General features: G+C 74.3%; 12 protein-coding genes. 5 read left to right on the forward strand and 7 right to left on the reverse strand.

The window, feature by feature from the left end; genetic code table 11:
- Positions 1–113: 113 nt before the first annotated feature.
- The 4 genes from ACIP67_RS25040 to ACIP67_RS25055 form a co-directional block, all read right to left on the reverse strand.
- Positions 114–284 carry a Trm112 family protein gene (locus ACIP67_RS25040; RefSeq protein WP_078936097.1) on the reverse strand — a complete coding sequence of 57 codons (171 nt, stop codon included), beginning with the start codon at positions 282–284 and terminating at the stop codon, positions 114–116.
- A gap of 880 nt (positions 285–1,164) precedes the next feature.
- Positions 1,165–2,529: a phosphomannomutase/phosphoglucomutase gene (locus tag ACIP67_RS25045; protein WP_401694781.1), complete on the reverse strand. Its 1,365-nt coding sequence runs from the start codon at positions 2,527–2,529 to the stop codon at positions 1,165–1,167.
- Positions 2,530–2,678: 149 nt separating this feature from the next.
- Positions 2,679–4,295, reverse strand: coding sequence for an L-lactate permease (locus tag ACIP67_RS25050; RefSeq protein WP_401695141.1), 1,617 nt, complete (start codon positions 4,293–4,295; stop codon positions 2,679–2,681).
- Positions 4,296–4,448: 153 nt separating this feature from the next.
- On the reverse strand, positions 4,449–4,871 hold the full coding sequence (locus tag ACIP67_RS25055) for a DUF3499 domain-containing protein (RefSeq protein ID WP_187826098.1): 423 nt from the start codon (positions 4,869–4,871) through the stop codon (positions 4,449–4,451).
- Positions 4,872–5,166: 295 nt separating this feature from the next.
- Here ACIP67_RS25055 and ACIP67_RS25060 point away from each other — a divergent pair, with 295 nt between their 5' ends.
- The gene (locus ACIP67_RS25060; protein ID WP_401695142.1) at positions 5,167–5,616 is read left to right on the forward strand and encodes a metallopeptidase family protein; all 450 of its coding nucleotides are present in this window, start codon (positions 5,167–5,169) and stop codon (positions 5,614–5,616) included.
- A gap of 210 nt (positions 5,617–5,826) precedes the next feature.
- On the opposite strand, the gene ACIP67_RS25065 is transcribed toward ACIP67_RS25060, so the two are convergent.
- The 3 genes from ACIP67_RS25065 to ACIP67_RS25075 form a co-directional block, all read right to left on the reverse strand.
- Positions 5,827–7,371: a DUF5719 family protein gene (locus ACIP67_RS25065; RefSeq protein ID WP_401694784.1), complete on the reverse strand. Its 1,545-nt coding sequence runs from the start codon at positions 7,369–7,371 to the stop codon at positions 5,827–5,829.
- Positions 7,368–11,036: a glycosyltransferase gene (locus tag ACIP67_RS25070; protein WP_401694786.1), complete on the reverse strand. Its 3,669-nt coding sequence runs from the start codon at positions 11,034–11,036 to the stop codon at positions 7,368–7,370. Before ACIP67_RS25070 ends, ACIP67_RS25065 begins: the two co-directional genes overlap by 4 nt.
- Before the next feature lie 195 nt (positions 11,037–11,231).
- Positions 11,232–11,495, reverse strand: coding sequence for a WhiB family transcriptional regulator (locus ACIP67_RS25075; RefSeq protein WP_030792866.1), 264 nt, complete (start codon positions 11,493–11,495; stop codon positions 11,232–11,234).
- A gap of 711 nt (positions 11,496–12,206) precedes the next feature.
- Between ACIP67_RS25075 and ACIP67_RS25080 the strand changes: the two genes are divergently transcribed.
- The 4 genes from ACIP67_RS25080 (at position 12,207) to ACIP67_RS25095 (ending at position 16,411) form a co-directional block, all read left to right on the forward strand.
- Positions 12,207–12,725 carry a cysteine dioxygenase gene (locus ACIP67_RS25080; RefSeq protein WP_401694788.1) on the forward strand — a complete coding sequence of 173 codons (519 nt, stop codon included), beginning with the start codon at positions 12,207–12,209 and terminating at the stop codon, positions 12,723–12,725.
- Between the two features lie 298 nt (positions 12,726–13,023).
- The gene (gene cofD, locus ACIP67_RS25085; RefSeq protein ID WP_401694790.1) at positions 13,024–13,983 is read left to right on the forward strand and encodes a 2-phospho-L-lactate transferase; all 960 of its coding nucleotides are present in this window, start codon (positions 13,024–13,026) and stop codon (positions 13,981–13,983) included.
- A complete protein-coding gene (locus ACIP67_RS25090; protein WP_401694792.1) occupies positions 13,980–15,290 on the forward strand; it encodes a coenzyme F420-0:L-glutamate ligase in 1,311 nt (436 codons plus the stop codon). The genes cofD and ACIP67_RS25090 overlap by 4 nt, the downstream gene beginning before the upstream one ends.
- A gap of 110 nt (positions 15,291–15,400) precedes the next feature.
- Positions 15,401–16,411, forward strand: coding sequence for a DNA-3-methyladenine glycosylase family protein (locus ACIP67_RS25095; RefSeq protein ID WP_401694794.1), 1,011 nt, complete (start codon positions 15,401–15,403; stop codon positions 16,409–16,411).
- The last annotated feature ends 288 nt before the right edge of the window (positions 16,412–16,699 follow it).

Below are 16,699 nucleotides of genomic sequence, written 5' to 3' on the forward strand. Positions count from 1 at the left end.
ACCCCCCAGGTCATGCCTTCGACAGGGGGCAACAGTCATGCCGGGCCCGGAGGCCAGCGGCCCTCTTGCAGGACCGCGAAAAACATAACGGGGCGTGGGGGGTATGGCCGTCTTTACGCGGGGCGGCGGGCCTCGTCGACGAGGAGGACGGGGATGCCGTCGCGGACGGGGTACGCCAGGCCGCAGTCCTGTCCGGTGCAGATCAGCTCGGTGTCCTGCTCCTCGAGGGGGGCGTGGCAGGCCGGGCAGGCGAGGATCTCCAGGAGGCCGGCTTCGAGCGGCATGGGGGTGTCCTTCCGGGTGGGTCGGTGCCGTGGTGGCGGGTGTGAGAGGTGCGGATGTGCCTGGTCAGCGTACCGCTGGTGGGGGTGGGGTGTCGGGGTGGTCGCGGAGGGTTTCACTCCTGGCTCGATTGCCCGTTCTGCTGCGTGACACGCCGCGTGGCGGGCTGGGCGACAGGCTCCGTGGCGGGCTGCGCGACACGCTCCGTGGCATGCCGCGTGACACGCCGCGTGCAGGCCTCCGGTCGGCGCCGGTGGGGCTCCGGCCGCTCCGGCGCCGGTGGGTACCGGTCGGTCGGGCGCCGGTGGGTACCGGTCGGTCGGGCGCCGGTGGGTACCGGTCGGTCGGGCGCCCGGGGCCTTCGGCTCAGCGGGCGCGCGCGGTGCCGACTGTTTCGGCTGGCACGGGCTCGGGGGTGCCTCGGCCCGGGAGTTTCGGCCTGGGAGTTCCGGGCCGCTCAGCGTATGGATCGACTCAGCACGCACGTTCCGGGCCGGCTCGGCCCACGAGTTCCGGGCCGGCCCGGCCCCGGGCGCCTTGGGCCGACCCGATCCCCGGGCGCCGTCGGCCGGCTCGGCGCCCGTGAGCCCGTGAGCCCGCGGCCGCCTCAGCGCTCGTGAGCCTGCGGCCGGCTCAGCGCTCGTGAGCCTGCGGCCGGCTCGGCGCTCGGCGTCCGCCGCCCAGTGACCGGCGGCCGGTAGCCCGTAGCCCGTAGCCGGTAGCCGGTAGCCGGTAGCCGGTAGCCGGTAGCCACGATCGCGGTGACCGCGCTCCGGCTGCCTCGACGCCCGGCGTCCGTCGCCCCGCCCACAGACCCGCGACGGGCAACCGGCGACGGGCAACCGGTGGCCGCGACCGCGGCGACCGCGTGCTCCGGCCGTCTCAGGCCCGGATGATCCCCAGGACCTCGTCCCGGATCTTCCTCATCGTCGCCTCGTCGCGGGCCTCGGCGTTCAGGCGGAGGAGGGGCTCGGTGTTGGAGGGGCGGACGTTGAACCACCACTGGCCGGAGGAGACGGTGAGGCCGTCGAGTTCGTCGAGGGTGACGTCGTCGCGGGTGCCGTAGGCGGCCTTGATCGCGGCGATGCTGGCGGACTGGTCGGTGACGGTGGAGTTGATCTCGCCGGAGCCCGCGTAGCGGTCGTACTGGGCGACCAGGGAGGACAGGGGGGCGTCCTGGCCGCCGAGGGCCGCGAGGACGTGGAGGGCGGCGAGCATGCCGGTGTCGGCGTTCCAGAAGTCCTTGAAGTAGTAGTGGGCGGAGTGTTCGCCGCCGAAGATCGCGCCGGTGCGGGCCATCTCGGCCTTGATGAAGGAGTGGCCGACGCGGGTGCGGACGGGGGTGCCGCCGTTCTCCTCGACCACTTCGGGGACGGTCCAGGAGGTGATCAGGTTGTGGATGACCGTGCCCCGGCCGCCGTGGCGGGCGAGTTCGCGGACGGCGACGAGGGCGGTGATCGCGGACGGGGAGACGGGCTCGCCCTGTTCGTCGACGACGAAGCAGCGGTCGGCGTCGCCGTCGAAGGCGAGGCCGAGGTCGGCTCCCTCCTCGCGGACCCGCTTCTGCAGGTCGACGAGGTTGGCCGGGTCGAGGGGGTTGGCCTCGTGGTTGGGGAAGGTGCCGTCGAGTTCGAAGTAGAGGGGGACGAGCGTCAAGGGCAGGCCGGCGAAGACGGTGGGGACGGTGTGGCCGCCCATGCCGTTGCCCGCGTCGACGACGACCTTCAGGGGGCGGACGGCGGTGAGGTCGACCAGGGAGCGCAGGTGCGCCGCGTAGTCGTCCAACGTCTCGGCCCGGGTGACGGTTCCCGGGGTCGGGGCCGGTTCGGGGGCGCCCGACCGCGTCCACTGCTCGACCAGGTCGCGGATCTCCGCCAGGCCCGTGTCCTGGCCGACCGGGGCGGCGCCCGCGCGGCACAGCTTGATGCCGTTGTACTGGGCGGGGTTGTGGGAGGCGGTGAACATGGCGCCCGGGAGGTTCAGCGCGCCGGAGGCGTAGTACAGCTGGTCCGTGGAGCACAGGCCGATCTCGGTGACGTCGACGCCGCGGGCCGCCGCGCCGCGGGCGAAGGCTCGGGTCAGGCCGGGCGACGAGGGCCGCATGTCGTGGCCGACGACGATGGCCCCGGCGCCGGTGACGCGGGCGAAGGCCGCCCCGAACAGCTCGGCCAGGGACTCGTCCCACTGGTCCGGGACCAGCCCGCGTACGTCGTACGCCTTCACGATCTGCGACAGATCAGCAGCCACGGCCAAACCTTCCTGAAAGTCCTGTGAGTCACCACAAACTACCCGGAGCGACCGACAGTCCGCTGTGGGTCGGCCGTGTCCGACCCACGGACGTGACGAGGACGGCCCCCTGGCGGCGGAGCGGACCTCCGTCGCCGGTCCCGCCGGGCCTACGGAAGCATCCAGTCCAGTACGGGTGAGCTCTGGCCGACGACGACGAGGCACATCACCAGCAGCAGGCCGAGGCTCCAGGGCAGCACCTTGCGCAGCAGGTCGCCCTCGCGGCCGGCGAGGCCCACGGCGGCGCAGGCGATGGTGAGGTTCTGCGGGGAGATCATCTTGCCGAGCACGCCGCCGGAGCTGTTGGCGGCGGCCAGGAGTGCGGGTGAGAGGCCCGACTCGCGGGCGGCGGTGACCTGGAGGCCGCCGAAGAGCGCGTTGGCGGAGGTGTCGGAGCCGGAGACGGCGACGCCGAACCAGCCGAGGACGGGTGACAGGAAGGCGAGTCCGGCGCCTGCCGCCGCCACGAAGTGCCCGATCGTCGCGGCCTGTCCGGACAGGTTCATGACGTAGGCGAGGGCCAGGACGGACGTCACGGTGAGAATCGCGAACCGCAGTTCGTGCACGGTCGCGGCCCACTCCTTGGCAGCCACGCGCGCGTGGACGCCGAGAACGGCCGCCGTGCCGATGCCGGCGAGCAGTACGAGCGTGCCGCCGGTGGAGACGATCGGCCAGGTGAAGAGGTTGGCGCCGACGGGCCGGCCGTCGGGGCCCACGACGTCGAGGAACGGCCAGTCGTACGTCTGCGTCGCCCGGGCGAGCCGGTCCTTGACGGCCGGGATCTGTGCCACCGAGAAGATCGTGACGATGAGCGCGTAGGGGGCGTAGGCGCGGACGACCTCCCGGCGGGGGTCGCGCTCGTCCAGTTCCTCGCTGCGGGTCCCGGTCAGTACGGACGCGCGGACCGCCTCGGGTGCGGGCACGCGCGCGTGCGGTACGGCGACCAGGGCGCCCGCGCCCGCGAGGGCGGCGCCGATGTCGGCGAGCTGGGCGGAGACGTAGTTGGAGGCGGCGAACTGGGCGACGGCGAAGGCGGTGCCGCACACGAGGGCGGGCAGCCAGGTCTCGCGCAGGCCGCGCCGGCCGTCGACCAGGCCGACCAGGAGGAGCGGCACGACGAGGGCGAGCAGTGGTGTCTGACGGCCCACCACCGAGGCGACGGTGTCCAGGGGCAGGCCGGTGACCTGGGCCAGGGTGACCACCGGGGTGCCCATGGCGCCGAAGGCGACCGGCGCGGTGTTGGCGACGAGGGAGACCACGGCCGCGCGGACCGGGTCGAAACCGAGGGCGACGAGCATGACCGAGCAGATGGCGACCGGGGCGCCGAATCCGGCGAGCGCCTCCAGCAGGGCGCCGAAGCAGAAGGCGACGACCAGGGCCTGGATGCGCGGGTCGTCGGAGAGCCTGCCGAACGAGCGCCGCAGGACGTCGAAGTGCCGGGTGCGGACGGTCATCCGGTAGACCCACAGGGCGTTGACGACGATCCACAGGATGGGGAAGAGGCCGAACGCGGCTCCCTGGGCGGCACTGGAGAGCGTCTGGCCGACCGGCATGCCGTAGGCGAGGCAGGCGACCAGAACGGCCGTCAGAAGGCCCGCAGGACCGGCCAGATGGGCCTTCATGCGGACGCCGCCGAGCAGGATCAGGACGAGGACGAGGGGCAGGGCCGCCACGAGGGCGGACAGGCCGAGCGAGCCGGCGACGGGTTGCAGTTCCTGGACGTACACGGGAGCCCCCGATTCCGTCATGCGGAAAGCGATTTCTCGCTCTGCGACTGAACGGAATGGTGACGTCCGCGCCGACGGCGCGTCAATGGGTGTGCGTCAGCCCGTGCGGCCGGCCGTCGGTTGTCCGGGGGCGCAGTACGCGCAGACGCGCCGTCAGTTGTCCGGGGAGCGCAGCACGCGCAGATGGCCGCGGCGGGCGACCTCCATCGGGTCCGCTCCGCGTCCCCCGCCGCCGGCCCCGGCGGCGCGCTCCTGCGGGCGGGCCGCCTCACGGACGGCGTTGGCAAGCGCTTCCAGATCGTCGCCGCTGGGGCGCGCGGGAGCCGAACCGTCGAGGAGCCGGACGACCTCCCAGCCGCGCGGCGCGGTGAGGCGCTCGGAGTGCTCGGCGCACAGGTCGTAGCAGTGCGGTTCGGCGTAGGTCGCGAGCGGGCCGAGGACCGCGGTCGAGTCGGCGTAGACGTACGTCAGCGTCGCGACGGCGGGTCGGCCGCAGGCGGTGCGCGAACAGCGACGTACAGGGCTCACGACGTTGGACGGTACCGCACTCTTGAGCGGGCCGCGACGACTCTCCACCAGGTCACTCCACCGTGTCGTGTTGTGAAACGCCCCACAGGCCACTCCAGTCATACCCCGCTGACCTGCGCGAACGCCAGTCCTCACGGCAAGGAAGGTCATCCGGTTCAGTCGCTGCCCGGTACAAACACCATCAATTGCCACGAGTTCGCCAGTCTCGGAGAGATACGGAATCGAGCCCAACCTTGGCTGGAATGGTCATCCCGCGACATGCCGTGCGCGGCGGCCGGACGGCGTACGGGGTGCTGCGTGGGGCCGGGCGGCCGGGCGCGGCGGGGACTACGCTTCGGTGGTGATGGACAGCCCCGTACCGCCCCGTGCCACAGGCCCCGGGCCCCGCCGCCGTGATCGCCACGGCCGGGGCATGCGGGGGCCGATCGCGCCTCCTCAGGTGCCGTTGGCCGCGAGCCGTGCTGACCTGTTCGCGGACCTGGTGCAGGACTCCGTGGAGCGGCTGGAGCGGCGGTGGCCGCAGCTCGCCGACATCGACTTCCTGGTGCTGGAGGTGCCCCGGCTGGACGGGGCCGAGGTCCCGTGGAACGACGAGGCGGTGCCGCTGGGCGGGACGGTCCCGGCGCGCGAGGGGCGCCGGGCGCGGGTGGTCGTCTACCGGCGGCCCGTCGAGATCCGCACCAAGGGGCGCGACGAGCGGGCCGCGCTGGTCCACGAGATCGTCGTGGAGCAGGTGGCGGAGCTGCTGGGGCTGACCCCGGAGACGGTGGATCCCCGGTACGGGGAGGACTGAGCGTGCGCCGGCCCGGCCGCCCGGCGTCGGCCGGACGGTGTGCGCCCGGCCGCCGCCGCAGCGCGGTCCGCGCCTGAGTCGCCGTCATTTCCGGGCGTGCCGCCGGGTCCTCGCTTCCGGAGCAACGTCAGGTCCTCGCCTCCCGAGCACCCTCGGGTGCTCACTTCCGGAGCACCGTCAGGTCCTCGCCTCCCACGCCCCCTCGGGTGCTCACTCCTGGAGCACCGTCAGGTCCTCGTCCGCCTCCGGTACCGCAACCGTCCCCCGGTCGTCGGGGAGGGTCTGGACCGTGAAGCCCGGCAGTCCGTCCACCGACTCGGCCAGGGTGCGGGCGGCGTGGACGGGGGTGTCGGTGAGGGGTTCCACGGTCAGGGCGAAGGTGCCTTTCAGGCCGGCCGGGACGGGGATCTCGACGTCCTGGGTGGTGCCGGACTTGACCGTGTACGTCTTGGAGGCCGCCGTTCCACCGCCGGTGCCGGCGGAGGCGGTGACCTTCACCTTGGCGGTGCCCTCGGGCGCGGTCAGGGAGAGCGTGGTGCCCTTGGCGGTGTTGCCGACGGCGGACGCGCGCGTGCCGACGGCGGCGGCGGCCGGGATGAACGCCGACTCCTGCTTCTCGTCCTCGCCGCGGACGACCCGGACGGCCGCGACGACCGGCACCGATCCACCGGTGGGCGTCAGGACCAGCGAGCCGGGCTCGCCGCGCGTGATGTCGCCGAGGTCGACGGCGGTCGTCATGCCGCCCTTGATGCGCAGCGTCTCGTGTCCGGCGGGGGTGATCAGGCCGGAGCTCGAGGCCAGTTGGACCTTCAGGTCGGCGTCGGCGTCACCCGGCACGAAGGCGACCAGGCGGACGGCGGAGGCGTCCTTGGGGATGCCGGGCACGACCAGGCTGCCCGCCGGGTCGGTGGACGCGGCCAGCCAGTCACCGCCGAGCTTGTCGTCCAGGGCCTGTACGGCGGCCCCGACGCGGCCGCTGCGGACGTTGACGTGGAGGGTGAGGTCGTCCCGCTTCTCGTCGGTGAGCGTGGACAGCAGGATCGGCTCGCTGGACCGGGCCGGGATCGTCAGCCCCTCCCCCACCGTGGTCGTCACGGCGCCGTCCTTGCCGTAGAGCTCGATGTCGGCGACGGCGGCGGAGTCGTCCGGGTTGGTGAGGTACACGTAGTCCGTGCGGTCGGCGGCCGTGCTGACGGCCGGGAACCAGAACTCGGTGTCGGGTGCGGTGCAGGTGACGCCGAGCAGGCCGCGGCCGGTGCCGGCGGAGACCTGCGTGGTCTCCTGGACCGTCCACCCCGGTGCGTACTTCCCCTCGGCGGTGCCCATGAGCGCGGGCGTGTCGCCGCCGGAGACCTCGGCGGTGACCGGCGTGCCGGGGGCCTTGGGGGTGAGGACCGGCTTGGCCGCGGTCTTCTCCTCGTCGTCCTTGTCCTCGTCGTCCGACGCGCTGTCGTCCGTCGCGCTGTCGTCGTCCGTCGCGCTGTCGTCGGCGGAGGATTCCATGGTGGCGGACAGGAGTTCGGCCGTGCCGTCGCTGTCCGTGCCCTCGGTGACCGGCGTGAAGGACGTGTACGTCGTCTCCGCGAGGTCGGAGCTGCTGGGCTGCGGGCACAGCAGGCTGGTGCGCTCCACGGGCAGTACGGCGGCCGCCTTGGCGGTGTCCGCGGCGGGGGCCGGCTCGGTGAGCGTGGCCAGGCCGGTGACGGCGGCGAGCGCGGCCGTGCCGGCGATCAGGGACAGGGTGGTGCGGTTCACTGCTGGCTCCCGTCGGGGCGCTCGCTGCCGGTGCCGTGGGGGTGCTGCGCCGGGTCGTAGGCGGGGTCGTAGCCGCCCTGGCCGTACGACGCCGGGTCGTAGCCCTGCTGGTAGCCCTGGTCGTACGCCGTCTGTGCCTGGCCGTCGTAGGCGTACGGGTCGTACTGGCCCGCCTGGTAGGGGTCGTAGGACTGCTGGTCGTAGGCGCCCGGCGGGTACTGCTGCCGGGTGTCCTGGTACTGCTGCTCGCCGGCCGGGGCGCCGTACTCGGCGGTCGCGTAGCTCGGGGTGTCCCACGTGGCGTCGGCGGGCGTCTGCTGCTGCGGCACCGTGACCGGGGTCTCCTCCGGCGCGGGCGACGGGGTGTCCTCGTCCTGGTCGGGTTCCTCGGTCTCGGCCTGGGCGCGCAGCCGGCGGGCGCGGCGGCCCTCCCCGGTGGCCTGGGCGGGCACGGGCTGCTCCTCGGGCAGGTCGTCGTCGACGTCGCGGCGGCGGCCGGGCAGGGCGAGGACGACGAGGACCAGGGCGAGGAAGCCCTGCGCCCACAGCCAGAGGGTGTGGGTCATCGGGTCGTCGTAGGTGACGTCGAGCCGGCCGCCGGAGGCGGGCAGTTCGAAGCCCTGGGCCCAGCCGTCGACGGTGGTGCGGGTGAGCGGCTCGCCGTCGAGGGTGGCCGTCCAGCCGTCGGCGGCGGTGTCGGCCAGGCGCAGGACGCGTCCGTCGGAGCCGTCGGGGATCGTGGTGTGGATCTCGACCGGGCCCGCGGCGACGGCGGTCGGGGTGCCCTTGCCGGAGGCCGTGACGATGGCCGCGCGGGAGACCTCCTGGTCCACCCGCCACAGGGCGCTGCCGTCCTGCTGGCTGAGCCGGGACAGGCCGGGCGTGGCGTCGAGGACGCGGGTGACCTCGCGGGGCGCGCCCTTGTGGACGAGGACGTAGCGCACGGCGAACTTGCCGAGCTGGTCGGACTGGTCGGCGCCGGAGCCGGCGACGAGGTTGGCGACGACCTTGTCGAGGGTGGCGTTCTCCCCGTCGGCCGAGGCGAGTTCGGCGTCGCCGAGGCGGGCGCCGGAGCCGCGGACCAGCATGTAGCCGACGTGGGCGGTGGAGTCGCTGTCGAGGACGAGGGTGCGCGCCTGGTCGCGGGTGCCGCTCTCCTCGGCCACGAACGCGGGTACCTGGACCGGGTCGCGGCGCTCCAGCGGCCCGTCGGCGCCGCCGATCACCCAGCCGGCGGCGACGAGCAGCGGGCCCGCGGCGGCGGCGAAGGCGATGAGGGCGGCGACCGGCTGGCGCCAGCCGAAGCTCTGCTCGGCGACCCGCGCGCGTGCGCCGTCGGCGCCGATGACGGCGGCGGCCAGCAGCGCGATGCCGTAGACGAGGGTGGCCGGGCCGGCCCAGGCGGAGCTGTTGGACAGGACCGCGAAGACGAGGCCCACCAGGGCGGCGGCCCAGGCCGCCCGGACGCCGGACTGGCGCTCGGTGCGCAGCAGGGCGGCCAGTGCGGCGAGGACGACGCCGATGAGCATCAGCCCGTCGACCGTGCCGGGCCCGCCGGGGCTGGCGCCGAGCAGATCGGTCGCGGTGGCCGCCGAGGGGCCGTACTCCAGGCCGGCTTCGGTGAAGAAGCCGAACGGCAGCAGCGTCAGGGACCAGGGGGCGAGGATCAGCAGGGGGGTGCCGAGCTGGCCGAGGAAGCGCAGTCCGTAGGCGGTGATGTCGGTGCGGCGCACGGCCAGGACGGCGAGGCCGAGGACCAGGGCGATGGGCCACACGATCGGCGTGAAGGCGGTGGTGACCGTCAGCAGCAGCGCGTACGCCCAGGTGGCGCGCCAGCTGCCGCGCGCCCCGGAGGAGTGGGCCAGTCCGCTCGCGGCAACGCCCGCGCGCGCGATGAGCGGCAGCAGGACGGCCAGGACGGCGGTGCCGAGGCGGCCGCCGGCGAGGGTGCCGGTGGCGGCGGGCAGGAAGGCGTAGCCGACGGCGGCCCAGGCGCGCAGGAGGCGGGACTCCACGAGGGGCCGGGAGGCGAAGTAGGCGCTGAGGCCGGCCAGTGGCACCGAGCAGACGAGCAGGACGGTGACGGCGAGTCCGGTGGAGCCGAACAGCAGGGAGGCCAGCAGGGCCACGACGGCGAGGTAGGGCGGGGCGGACGGGGTGCCGCCGGCACCGACCGGGTGCCAGGCGTCCAGATAGCGCGACCAGAGCTCGGAGGCATCGGCGGGCGCGGGCAGCAGGGCGCCGCCCGCGAGTGCGCCGCTGCCCAGGAGGTTGCGGCAGGCGGCCAGGGAGACGAGCAGCAGCACCAGGAAGAGCACCGGGCCGGGCTTGCGGGCGATGCGCTTGAGGCGGGCGAACTGCTCGATCTCCAGGAAGTCGGCGTCGTCGCCGCCGGGTCCGGACTCGATGGCGCCGCCGTGCCGGCCGGCGCCGGTGGTGGTCTCGGCGTCGGAGGCGCCGAGGAGGCTGCCGGCGGCCTGCTCGACGGTGGCCCGCACGGTCGCGCCGGGCGGCGGGAACAGGGGGCGCAGCTCGTCCTTGTCGACCTGCGGGCGGCCGCGCCGGCGCCGGCCGGCGACGATCCGCTCGGGCCGCAGCAGGGTGCCCAGCAGGCCGCGGATCTCGTCGACGGCCTGTCCGGGGACCTTCCCGACGAGGTAGGCGACGGTGCGCAGGAGCGTGCCGATGACCAGGCGGACCAGGATCCAGGGCAGCAGTGCCGTACGGCTGTTGACGAGGAGGGTGTAGACGGCTCCGGCCTTGTCGACCTTGTGGGGGGAGGCCGTGGTGCGGCCCGCGCAGTCGACGGCGCGCCGTTCCCGGGAGGCGGCCTCGGCGTGTCGTACGACGGCTTCGGGGGCGACGAGGACGCGGTGGCCGGCGGTGTGGGCGCGCCAGCACAGGTCGACGTCGTCGCGCATGAGGGGCAGGCGCCGGTCGAAGCCGCCGAGTTCCTCGAAGACGTCGCGGCGGATCAGCATGCCCGCGGTGGAGACGGACAGCACGGGGCGGACGTGGTCGTGCTGGCCCTGGTCCTGTTCCCGGCGGTCCAGGCCGGTCCAGCGGCGGCCGGAGTGGGCGATGGTGACGCCGACCTCGAGGAGCTGGCGACGGTCGTACCAGCCGCGGAGCTTGGGGCCGACCACGGCCACGTCGTCGCGGCCGAGCTCGAGTTCGTTGTCCACGACGCGCAGCAGTTCGGCCAGGGCGTCGGGTTCGGGGGCGCAGTCGTCGTGCAGCAGCCACAGCCACTGGACGGGTTCGCCGTGCGGGAGCTCGGGCAGGTCGTAGGCGTCGTCGCGCCAGGTGCGCGTGACGGGGTCCCAGCCGCTGGGGCGCTTGAGGTACGGCAGTTCCTCGGGGGTGAGGTGCGGGGCCGTGCGGTGGGCTTCCTCGACGGCCTGGCCGAATCCGGTGCGCCGGGCGAGGTGCAGGACGCGGTCGGCGCCGAGGGCGTCGGTGACGAGCTGGGCGGAGTCGTCCGCGCTGCCGGTGTCGGCCGCCATGACGGACTGGACGGGGCGTTCCTGGCCGAGCAGGCCGGCGAGCGCGTCGGGCAGCCAGCGGGCGCCGTCGTGGGAGACGAGCACCGCGGTCACGACATGACGCGGGAACTCAGGTGTGGCAGCGGCCTCTTGGGCTGCCGTATGGCTGTGCACGGACATCGAGGTACGGGCCCCGGTTCGGTGGACTGTGGTGGACACCTGCGCCGTGTGGGGGCGGCGGGGCGTCTCGGACGAGCGACCACACTATCGGCTGGGCATGACCACGGCCCGCCGCCTGTGGATAACCCACCTGCGACGGGCCGTTCGTGACGTCGTGACGTCGTGCTGCCGTGCGCTGTTGTCGAAGGGCGGTTTTCAGACAGCCGCCTTCTTCAGCCGGCGCCGTTCCCGTTCGGAGAGGCCGCCCCAGATGCCGAAGCGTTCGTCGTTGGCGAGGGCGTATTCCAGGCACTCGGAGCGGACCTCGCAGGCGAGACAGACCTTCTTGGCCTCCCGGGTGGAGCCGCCCTTCTCGGGGAAGAAGGACTCGGGGTCGGTCTGGGCGCACAGTGCGCGCTCCTGCCAGCCGAGTTCCTCGCCCGCGTCGTCGACCAGCAGTTGCTGCACCAGCTCGGTCATGTGCGCCCCTCGCTCTGTCTTTCGCGTCCCCGTGACGTGGCCGTTTACCCATCACGGCTGAACGACACGAGTGAAATTACAAGTGTGCTGCTCCGGGCGAGTCAAGCCGGGATCTGCTATTGGGCCCCTTATTCACTCTGCGGAACCAAGGCCGTGCGGTAAGTGTTCAAATCGGCATAAACCTCGACGCGCGGAGAGGCCCCCGTGAGGGCCCGCGGTCTCGCACACACCCGTACGAGAAAGGACGCTCACAGGTTCGATCCCGTTCCGACGCGCGAGCGGAAGCGAACCGGATCACAGTCGGTCCCGGGATTCCGGCGAGGCCCACGCGCCCGGCTTGGACGCCATGTGTCCCGGTGAGGGCATGCACAAACCTTTCGCCTCACAGATGGACCGGAAGAGATGAACCGGTCCCACATGCCGATCCTCGAGTTGACACCGCAGGTGTAAACCGGTGTGCTTGTGGGCATGCTCGCGAACTTGGCACTCACCTCGACCCGCACCGCCGGGTCCCACGGTGCTGCCCGCGCTCGCTGTAGCTGTTGCTGTTCCAGCTGTTGAGCCCCACGCGCTCCGGCTGACACCGGGCCCACCGAGGCCCGGCCGCCCGTTCCCGCGCCCGGACCCGGGCATCCCTCCCGCCCGTGACCCGGGCGGACGGTACGCGACACCCCCGCTCGTCTCGTCTCCCGCCGAGGAACCACCGCACCCATGAACAGCGACAGCGACCTCCAGATCGCCGGCGACATCCTCGAGGTCCCGCACCTCCTCCAGGCTCCGCGCGAGCACCCGTCCACCGTCGCCGAGTTCGTCGGCCTGGCCCGCTCCCTCGCCGCCGACCGCTCCCGGTGGGAGCACCTCGTCCGCTACGACGCGACCGCCCGCTGGTACCACCGGCTGAGCACCGGCCCCGGCTACGAGGTGTGGCTGCTGTCCTGGGTGCCCGGCCAGGGCAGCGGGCGGCACGACCACGGCCGCTCCTCCGGGGTGCTCACCGTCCTGGGCGGCACGCTGACCGAGCGCACCGACAGCGGCGAGCGGGTGCTGGCGACGGGGGCGCAGCGGGTGTTCGCGCCGGGCTACGTGCACGAGGTCGTCAACGACGCGCTGGAGCCCGCGGTCAGCCTGCACGTCTACTTCCCGGGCCTGACCGAGATGCCCATGCACACCGCCCCGCACTGCGACGGACGCGCCGGGGGGCGCGCCGGGGCGCGTGCCGTGACCGCCTGACGCGGGTCCTGCCGAGGCGGGCCCTCCCCAGGCGAGCCCTCCCGGCACGGACCGTCCTACCCATCCGGCATGGACCGTCCTGGCGCAGACCCGTCCGACACGGACCGTCCTGGCACGGACCCGTCCGGACCGTCCTGGCACGGACCCGTCCGGCGCGGACCAGCGTCCGGCACGCGGGTGCGTCGCTACGCGGGCGTACCGGCGCACCCGCGCGGGCACGCACCCGCCCGTACGCCGTGCCGCCCGTCACCCGCCCCGCCCCTCAACGGGCCGGCGGGCCGGCTGACACACTGTTTCCATGCGCATTGTGGTTCTGGCAGGCGGCATCGGCGGTGCCCGGTTCCTGCGTGGTCTGAAGCGGGCCGTGCCGGACGCCGACGTCACGGTCATCGGCAACACCGGGGACGACATCCACCTCTTCGGGCTGAAGGTCTGCCCCGACCTCGACACGGTGATGTACACGCTGGGCGGCGGCATCAACGAGGAGCAGGGCTGGGGGCGGGCCGAGGAGACCTTCCACCTGAAGGAGGAGCTCGCGGCGTACGGCGTCGGGCCCGAGTGGTTCGGGCTGGGCGACCGGGACTTCGCCACCCACATCGTGCGGACGCAGATGATCGGCGCCGGATACCCGCTGAGCGCGGTCACCGAGGCGCTGTGCGACCGGTGGAAGCCGGGGGTGCGGCTGATCCCCATGACGGACGACCGGGTCGAGACGCACGTCGCGGTCCGGGTCGACGGCGAGCGCAAGGCGGTCCACTTCCAGGAGTACTGGGTCCGGATGCGGGCGTCGGTGCCGGCCGAGGCGATCGTGCCGGTCGGCGCCGAGCAGTCGAAGCCGGCGCCGGGCGTCCTGGAGGCGATCGCGCAGGCGGACGTCGTCCTGTTCCCGCCGTCGAACCCGGTCGTCTCCGTCGGCACCATCCTCGCCGTGCCCGGCATCCGGGAGGCGATCGCCGACGCCGGGGTGCCGGTGGTCGGCCTGTCCCCCATCGTCGGGGACGCGCCCGTGCGCGGCATGGCCGACAAGGTGCTCGCGGCGGTCGGCGTGGAGTCCACGGCCGCGGCGGTCGCCGAGCACTACGGCTCGGGGCTCCTGGACGGCTGGCTCGTGGACACCGTCGACGCGGGCACGGTGGAGCGGGTCGCGGCCGCCGGTATCCGCTGCCGGGCCGTACCGCTGATGATGACCGACGTGGACGCCGCCGCGCAGATGGCCCGGGAGGCGCTGGCGCTGGCGGAGGAGGTGCGGGGGGCGTGAGCGGCGCGGAGGGGAACGGCTACCGGGTCTGGGCCGTGCCGGGTCTGCCCGAGGTGCGGGCCGGCGACGACCTCGCCAAGCTGATCGCCGCCGCCGAGCCGGGGCTCGCCGACGGGGACGTGCTGCTGGTCACCTCGAAGATCGTGTCCAAGGCGGAGGGCCGCGTCGTCCGGGCGGACGACCGGGAGGCCGCCATCGACGCCGAGACCGTCCGGGTCGTCGCCCGGCGCGGAACCCTGCGGATCGTCGAGAACCGGCTGGGCCTGGTGATGGCGGCCGCCGGCGTGGACGCCTCCAACACGCCCGCCGGGACGGTGCTGCTGCTGCCGGAGGACCCGGACGGCTCCGCGCGGGCGATCCGCGACGGGCTGCGCGCCGCCCTCGGCGTCGACGTGGGGGTCGTCGTCACCGACACCTTCGGACGCCCCTGGCGCGCGGGGCTCACGGACGTGGCGATCGGCGCCGCCGGCGTCCGCGTCCTGGACGACCTGCGCGGCGGCACGGACGCGTACGGCAATCCGCTCGGCGCCACCGTCGTGGCGACCGCCGACGAGCTGGCCGCCGCGGGCGACCTGGTCAAGGGCAAGGCGGCCGGGCTGCCGGTCGCCGTCGTGCGCGGGCTGCCGCACGTGGTGGCCGACGGCGACGGGGACGGCGCGCGGGCCATGGTGCGCGGCGCGCGCGACGACATGTTCCGGCTCGGTACGTCCGAGGCGGTCCGGCTGGCCGTCACCCGGCGGCGGACGGTGCGCTCCTTCACGGACGAGCCCGTGGACCCCGGTGCGGTACGGCGGGCCGTCGCCGCGGCGGTCACCGCGCCGGCGCCGCACCACACCACACCGTGGCGGTTCGTGCTGCTGGAGTCGGAGGGGGCGCGGGTCCGGCTGCTGGACGCGATGCGGGACGCCTGGATCGCGGATCTGCGGCGGGACGGCAGGAGCGAGGAGTCCGTCGCCCGGCGGGTGCGCCGCGGGGACGTCCTGCGGAACGCGCCGTACCTGGTGGTCCCCTGCCTGGTGACGGACGGGTCGCACACGTACGGGGACACCCGGCGGGACGCGGCCGAGCGGGAGATGTTCGTGGTCGCCGCCGGGGCCGGTGTGCAGAATTTCCTGGTCGCGCTGGCCGGGGAGCGGCTGGGCTCGGCGTGGGTGTCGTCGACCATGTTCTGCCGGGACGTGGTGCGGGAGGTGCTGGAGCTGCCGCGGGAGTGGGATCCGATGGGCGCGGTCGCGGTCGGCCATCCGGCGGAGGAGCCGAAGGCCCGGGAGGAACGGGACGCGGGGGCGTTCATCGAGGTGCGGTGAAGCACTCGGTGGGGGTTGTGTCGTTGTTCTGAGGCGCGTGCTCGCCGCCGTGTGCGCCTACCCTCGTAGGGTCGCTTCCGCTCCTTCGCCGCTGCCCCAGGACGTCACCCGTGTCAGGACGATTCGCTCCCCGGCCCACCCGTACGACCGTGCGCGGTGGGCATGTCGTCGTGCCCGCGGGGGTGCCGCGGCAGGCGGGTTCCGGGGCGGGGCGGGTGCGGACCTGGGTGCCCGAGGGGCCGCTCGACCTCGGTCTGGTGCTGGGGCCGCTCCGGCGCGGGCCCGGCGATCCGACGTTCCGGGCGTTGCCCGACGGGTCGGTGTGGCGGGCCAGCCTGACGCCCGCCGGGCCGGGAACCCTGCGCGTCGTCACGGCGTCCGGGGACGGCGCGGTACGCGGGGAGGCCTGGGGGCCCGGCGCGGAGTGGCTGCTGGAGCAGCTTCCCGAGCTGCTCGGGGCCTCGGACGATCCCGCCGCCTTCGTGCCCCGGCACCGGGTGGTGGCGACGGCGCGGCACCGGCGGCCGGGGCTGCGGCTGACGCGGACCGGGCTGGTGCTGGAGTCGTTGATCCCGTCGGTCCTGGAGCAGAAGGTCACGGCCGTCGAGGCGTACCGGGCGTGGCGGCTGCTGGTGCGCGCGTTCGGGGAACCGGCGCCGGGGCCGGCGGGCGGGCGGCTGTGGGTGATGCCGGCGCCCCGCGCCTGGGCGCTGATCCCGTCGTGGGAGTGGCATCGCGCCGGGGTCGACGACAAGAGGGCGTCGACGATCCTGCGGGCGGTGCGGGTCGCCGGGCGGCTGGAGGAGACCGTCGGCATGGAGCCGGCGGCCGCGCGGGCACGGCTGGAGGTCGTACCGGGGATCGGGCCGTGGACGTCGGCGGAGACGGTGCAGCGCAGTCACGGCGCGCCGGACGAGGTGACCGTGGGGGACCTGCATCTGCCGGGGATCGTGGGGTGGGCGCTGGCCGGGGACCGGTCGGCGGACGACTCGGTGATGCTGGAGCTGCTGGAGCCGTACGCGGGGCAGCGGCACCGGGCGGCTCGGCTGATCCTGCTGAGCGGGCGGGTGCCGCCCCGGCGGGCGCCGCGGATGCCGGTGGGGGACATCGGGCGGTGGTGAGGGGTGGGGGGCGGGTGTGAGGTGCCGGGGGGCGGTGGCTGCGGCACGGGGTGGGGTGGTTGCGGTACGGGGTGGGGAGCGGGCGTGAGGTGCCGGAGGGCGGTGGCTGCGGCACGGGGGGGCGGTGGCTGCCGTACGGGGTGGGCGTCGAGGGTTTTCGCCCCCGCCGCCCCTTCCCTCCCCCACTCTCGGCTTCGCTCGAGCGGGGGGACCCCCATCGTCCCCGGGGGCTCCGCCCCCGGACCCCCGTTCGGCCCTGGACGGGCCTCGTCCTCAAGCGCCGGACGG

The sequence above is a fragment of the Streptomyces sp. NPDC088812 genome (assembly GCF_044750285.1).
In the GTDB taxonomy this organism is placed as follows: domain Bacteria; phylum Actinomycetota; class Actinomycetes; order Streptomycetales; family Streptomycetaceae; genus Streptomyces.

Excerpts from the sequence above, each read along its gene's own strand:
- ACIP67_RS25040 (WP_078936097.1), bottom strand. The coding sequence starts at position 284 with ATGCCGCTCGAAGCCGGCCTCCTGGAGATCCTCGCCTGCCCGGCCTGC.
- ACIP67_RS25060 (WP_401695142.1), top strand. The coding sequence starts at position 5,167 with ATGGACAGCCCCGTACCGCCCCGTGCCACAGGCCCCGGGCCCCGCCGC.
- ACIP67_RS25070 (WP_401694786.1), bottom strand. The coding sequence starts at position 11,036 with ATGTCCGTGCACAGCCATACGGCAGCCCAAGAGGCCGCTGCCACACCT.
- ACIP67_RS25075 (WP_030792866.1), bottom strand. The coding sequence starts at position 11,495 with ATGACCGAGCTGGTGCAGCAACTGCTGGTCGACGACGCGGGCGAGGAA.
- ACIP67_RS25080 (WP_401694788.1), top strand. The coding sequence starts at position 12,207 with ATGAACAGCGACAGCGACCTCCAGATCGCCGGCGACATCCTCGAGGTC.
- cofD (WP_401694790.1), top strand. The coding sequence starts at position 13,024 with ATGCGCATTGTGGTTCTGGCAGGCGGCATCGGCGGTGCCCGGTTCCTG.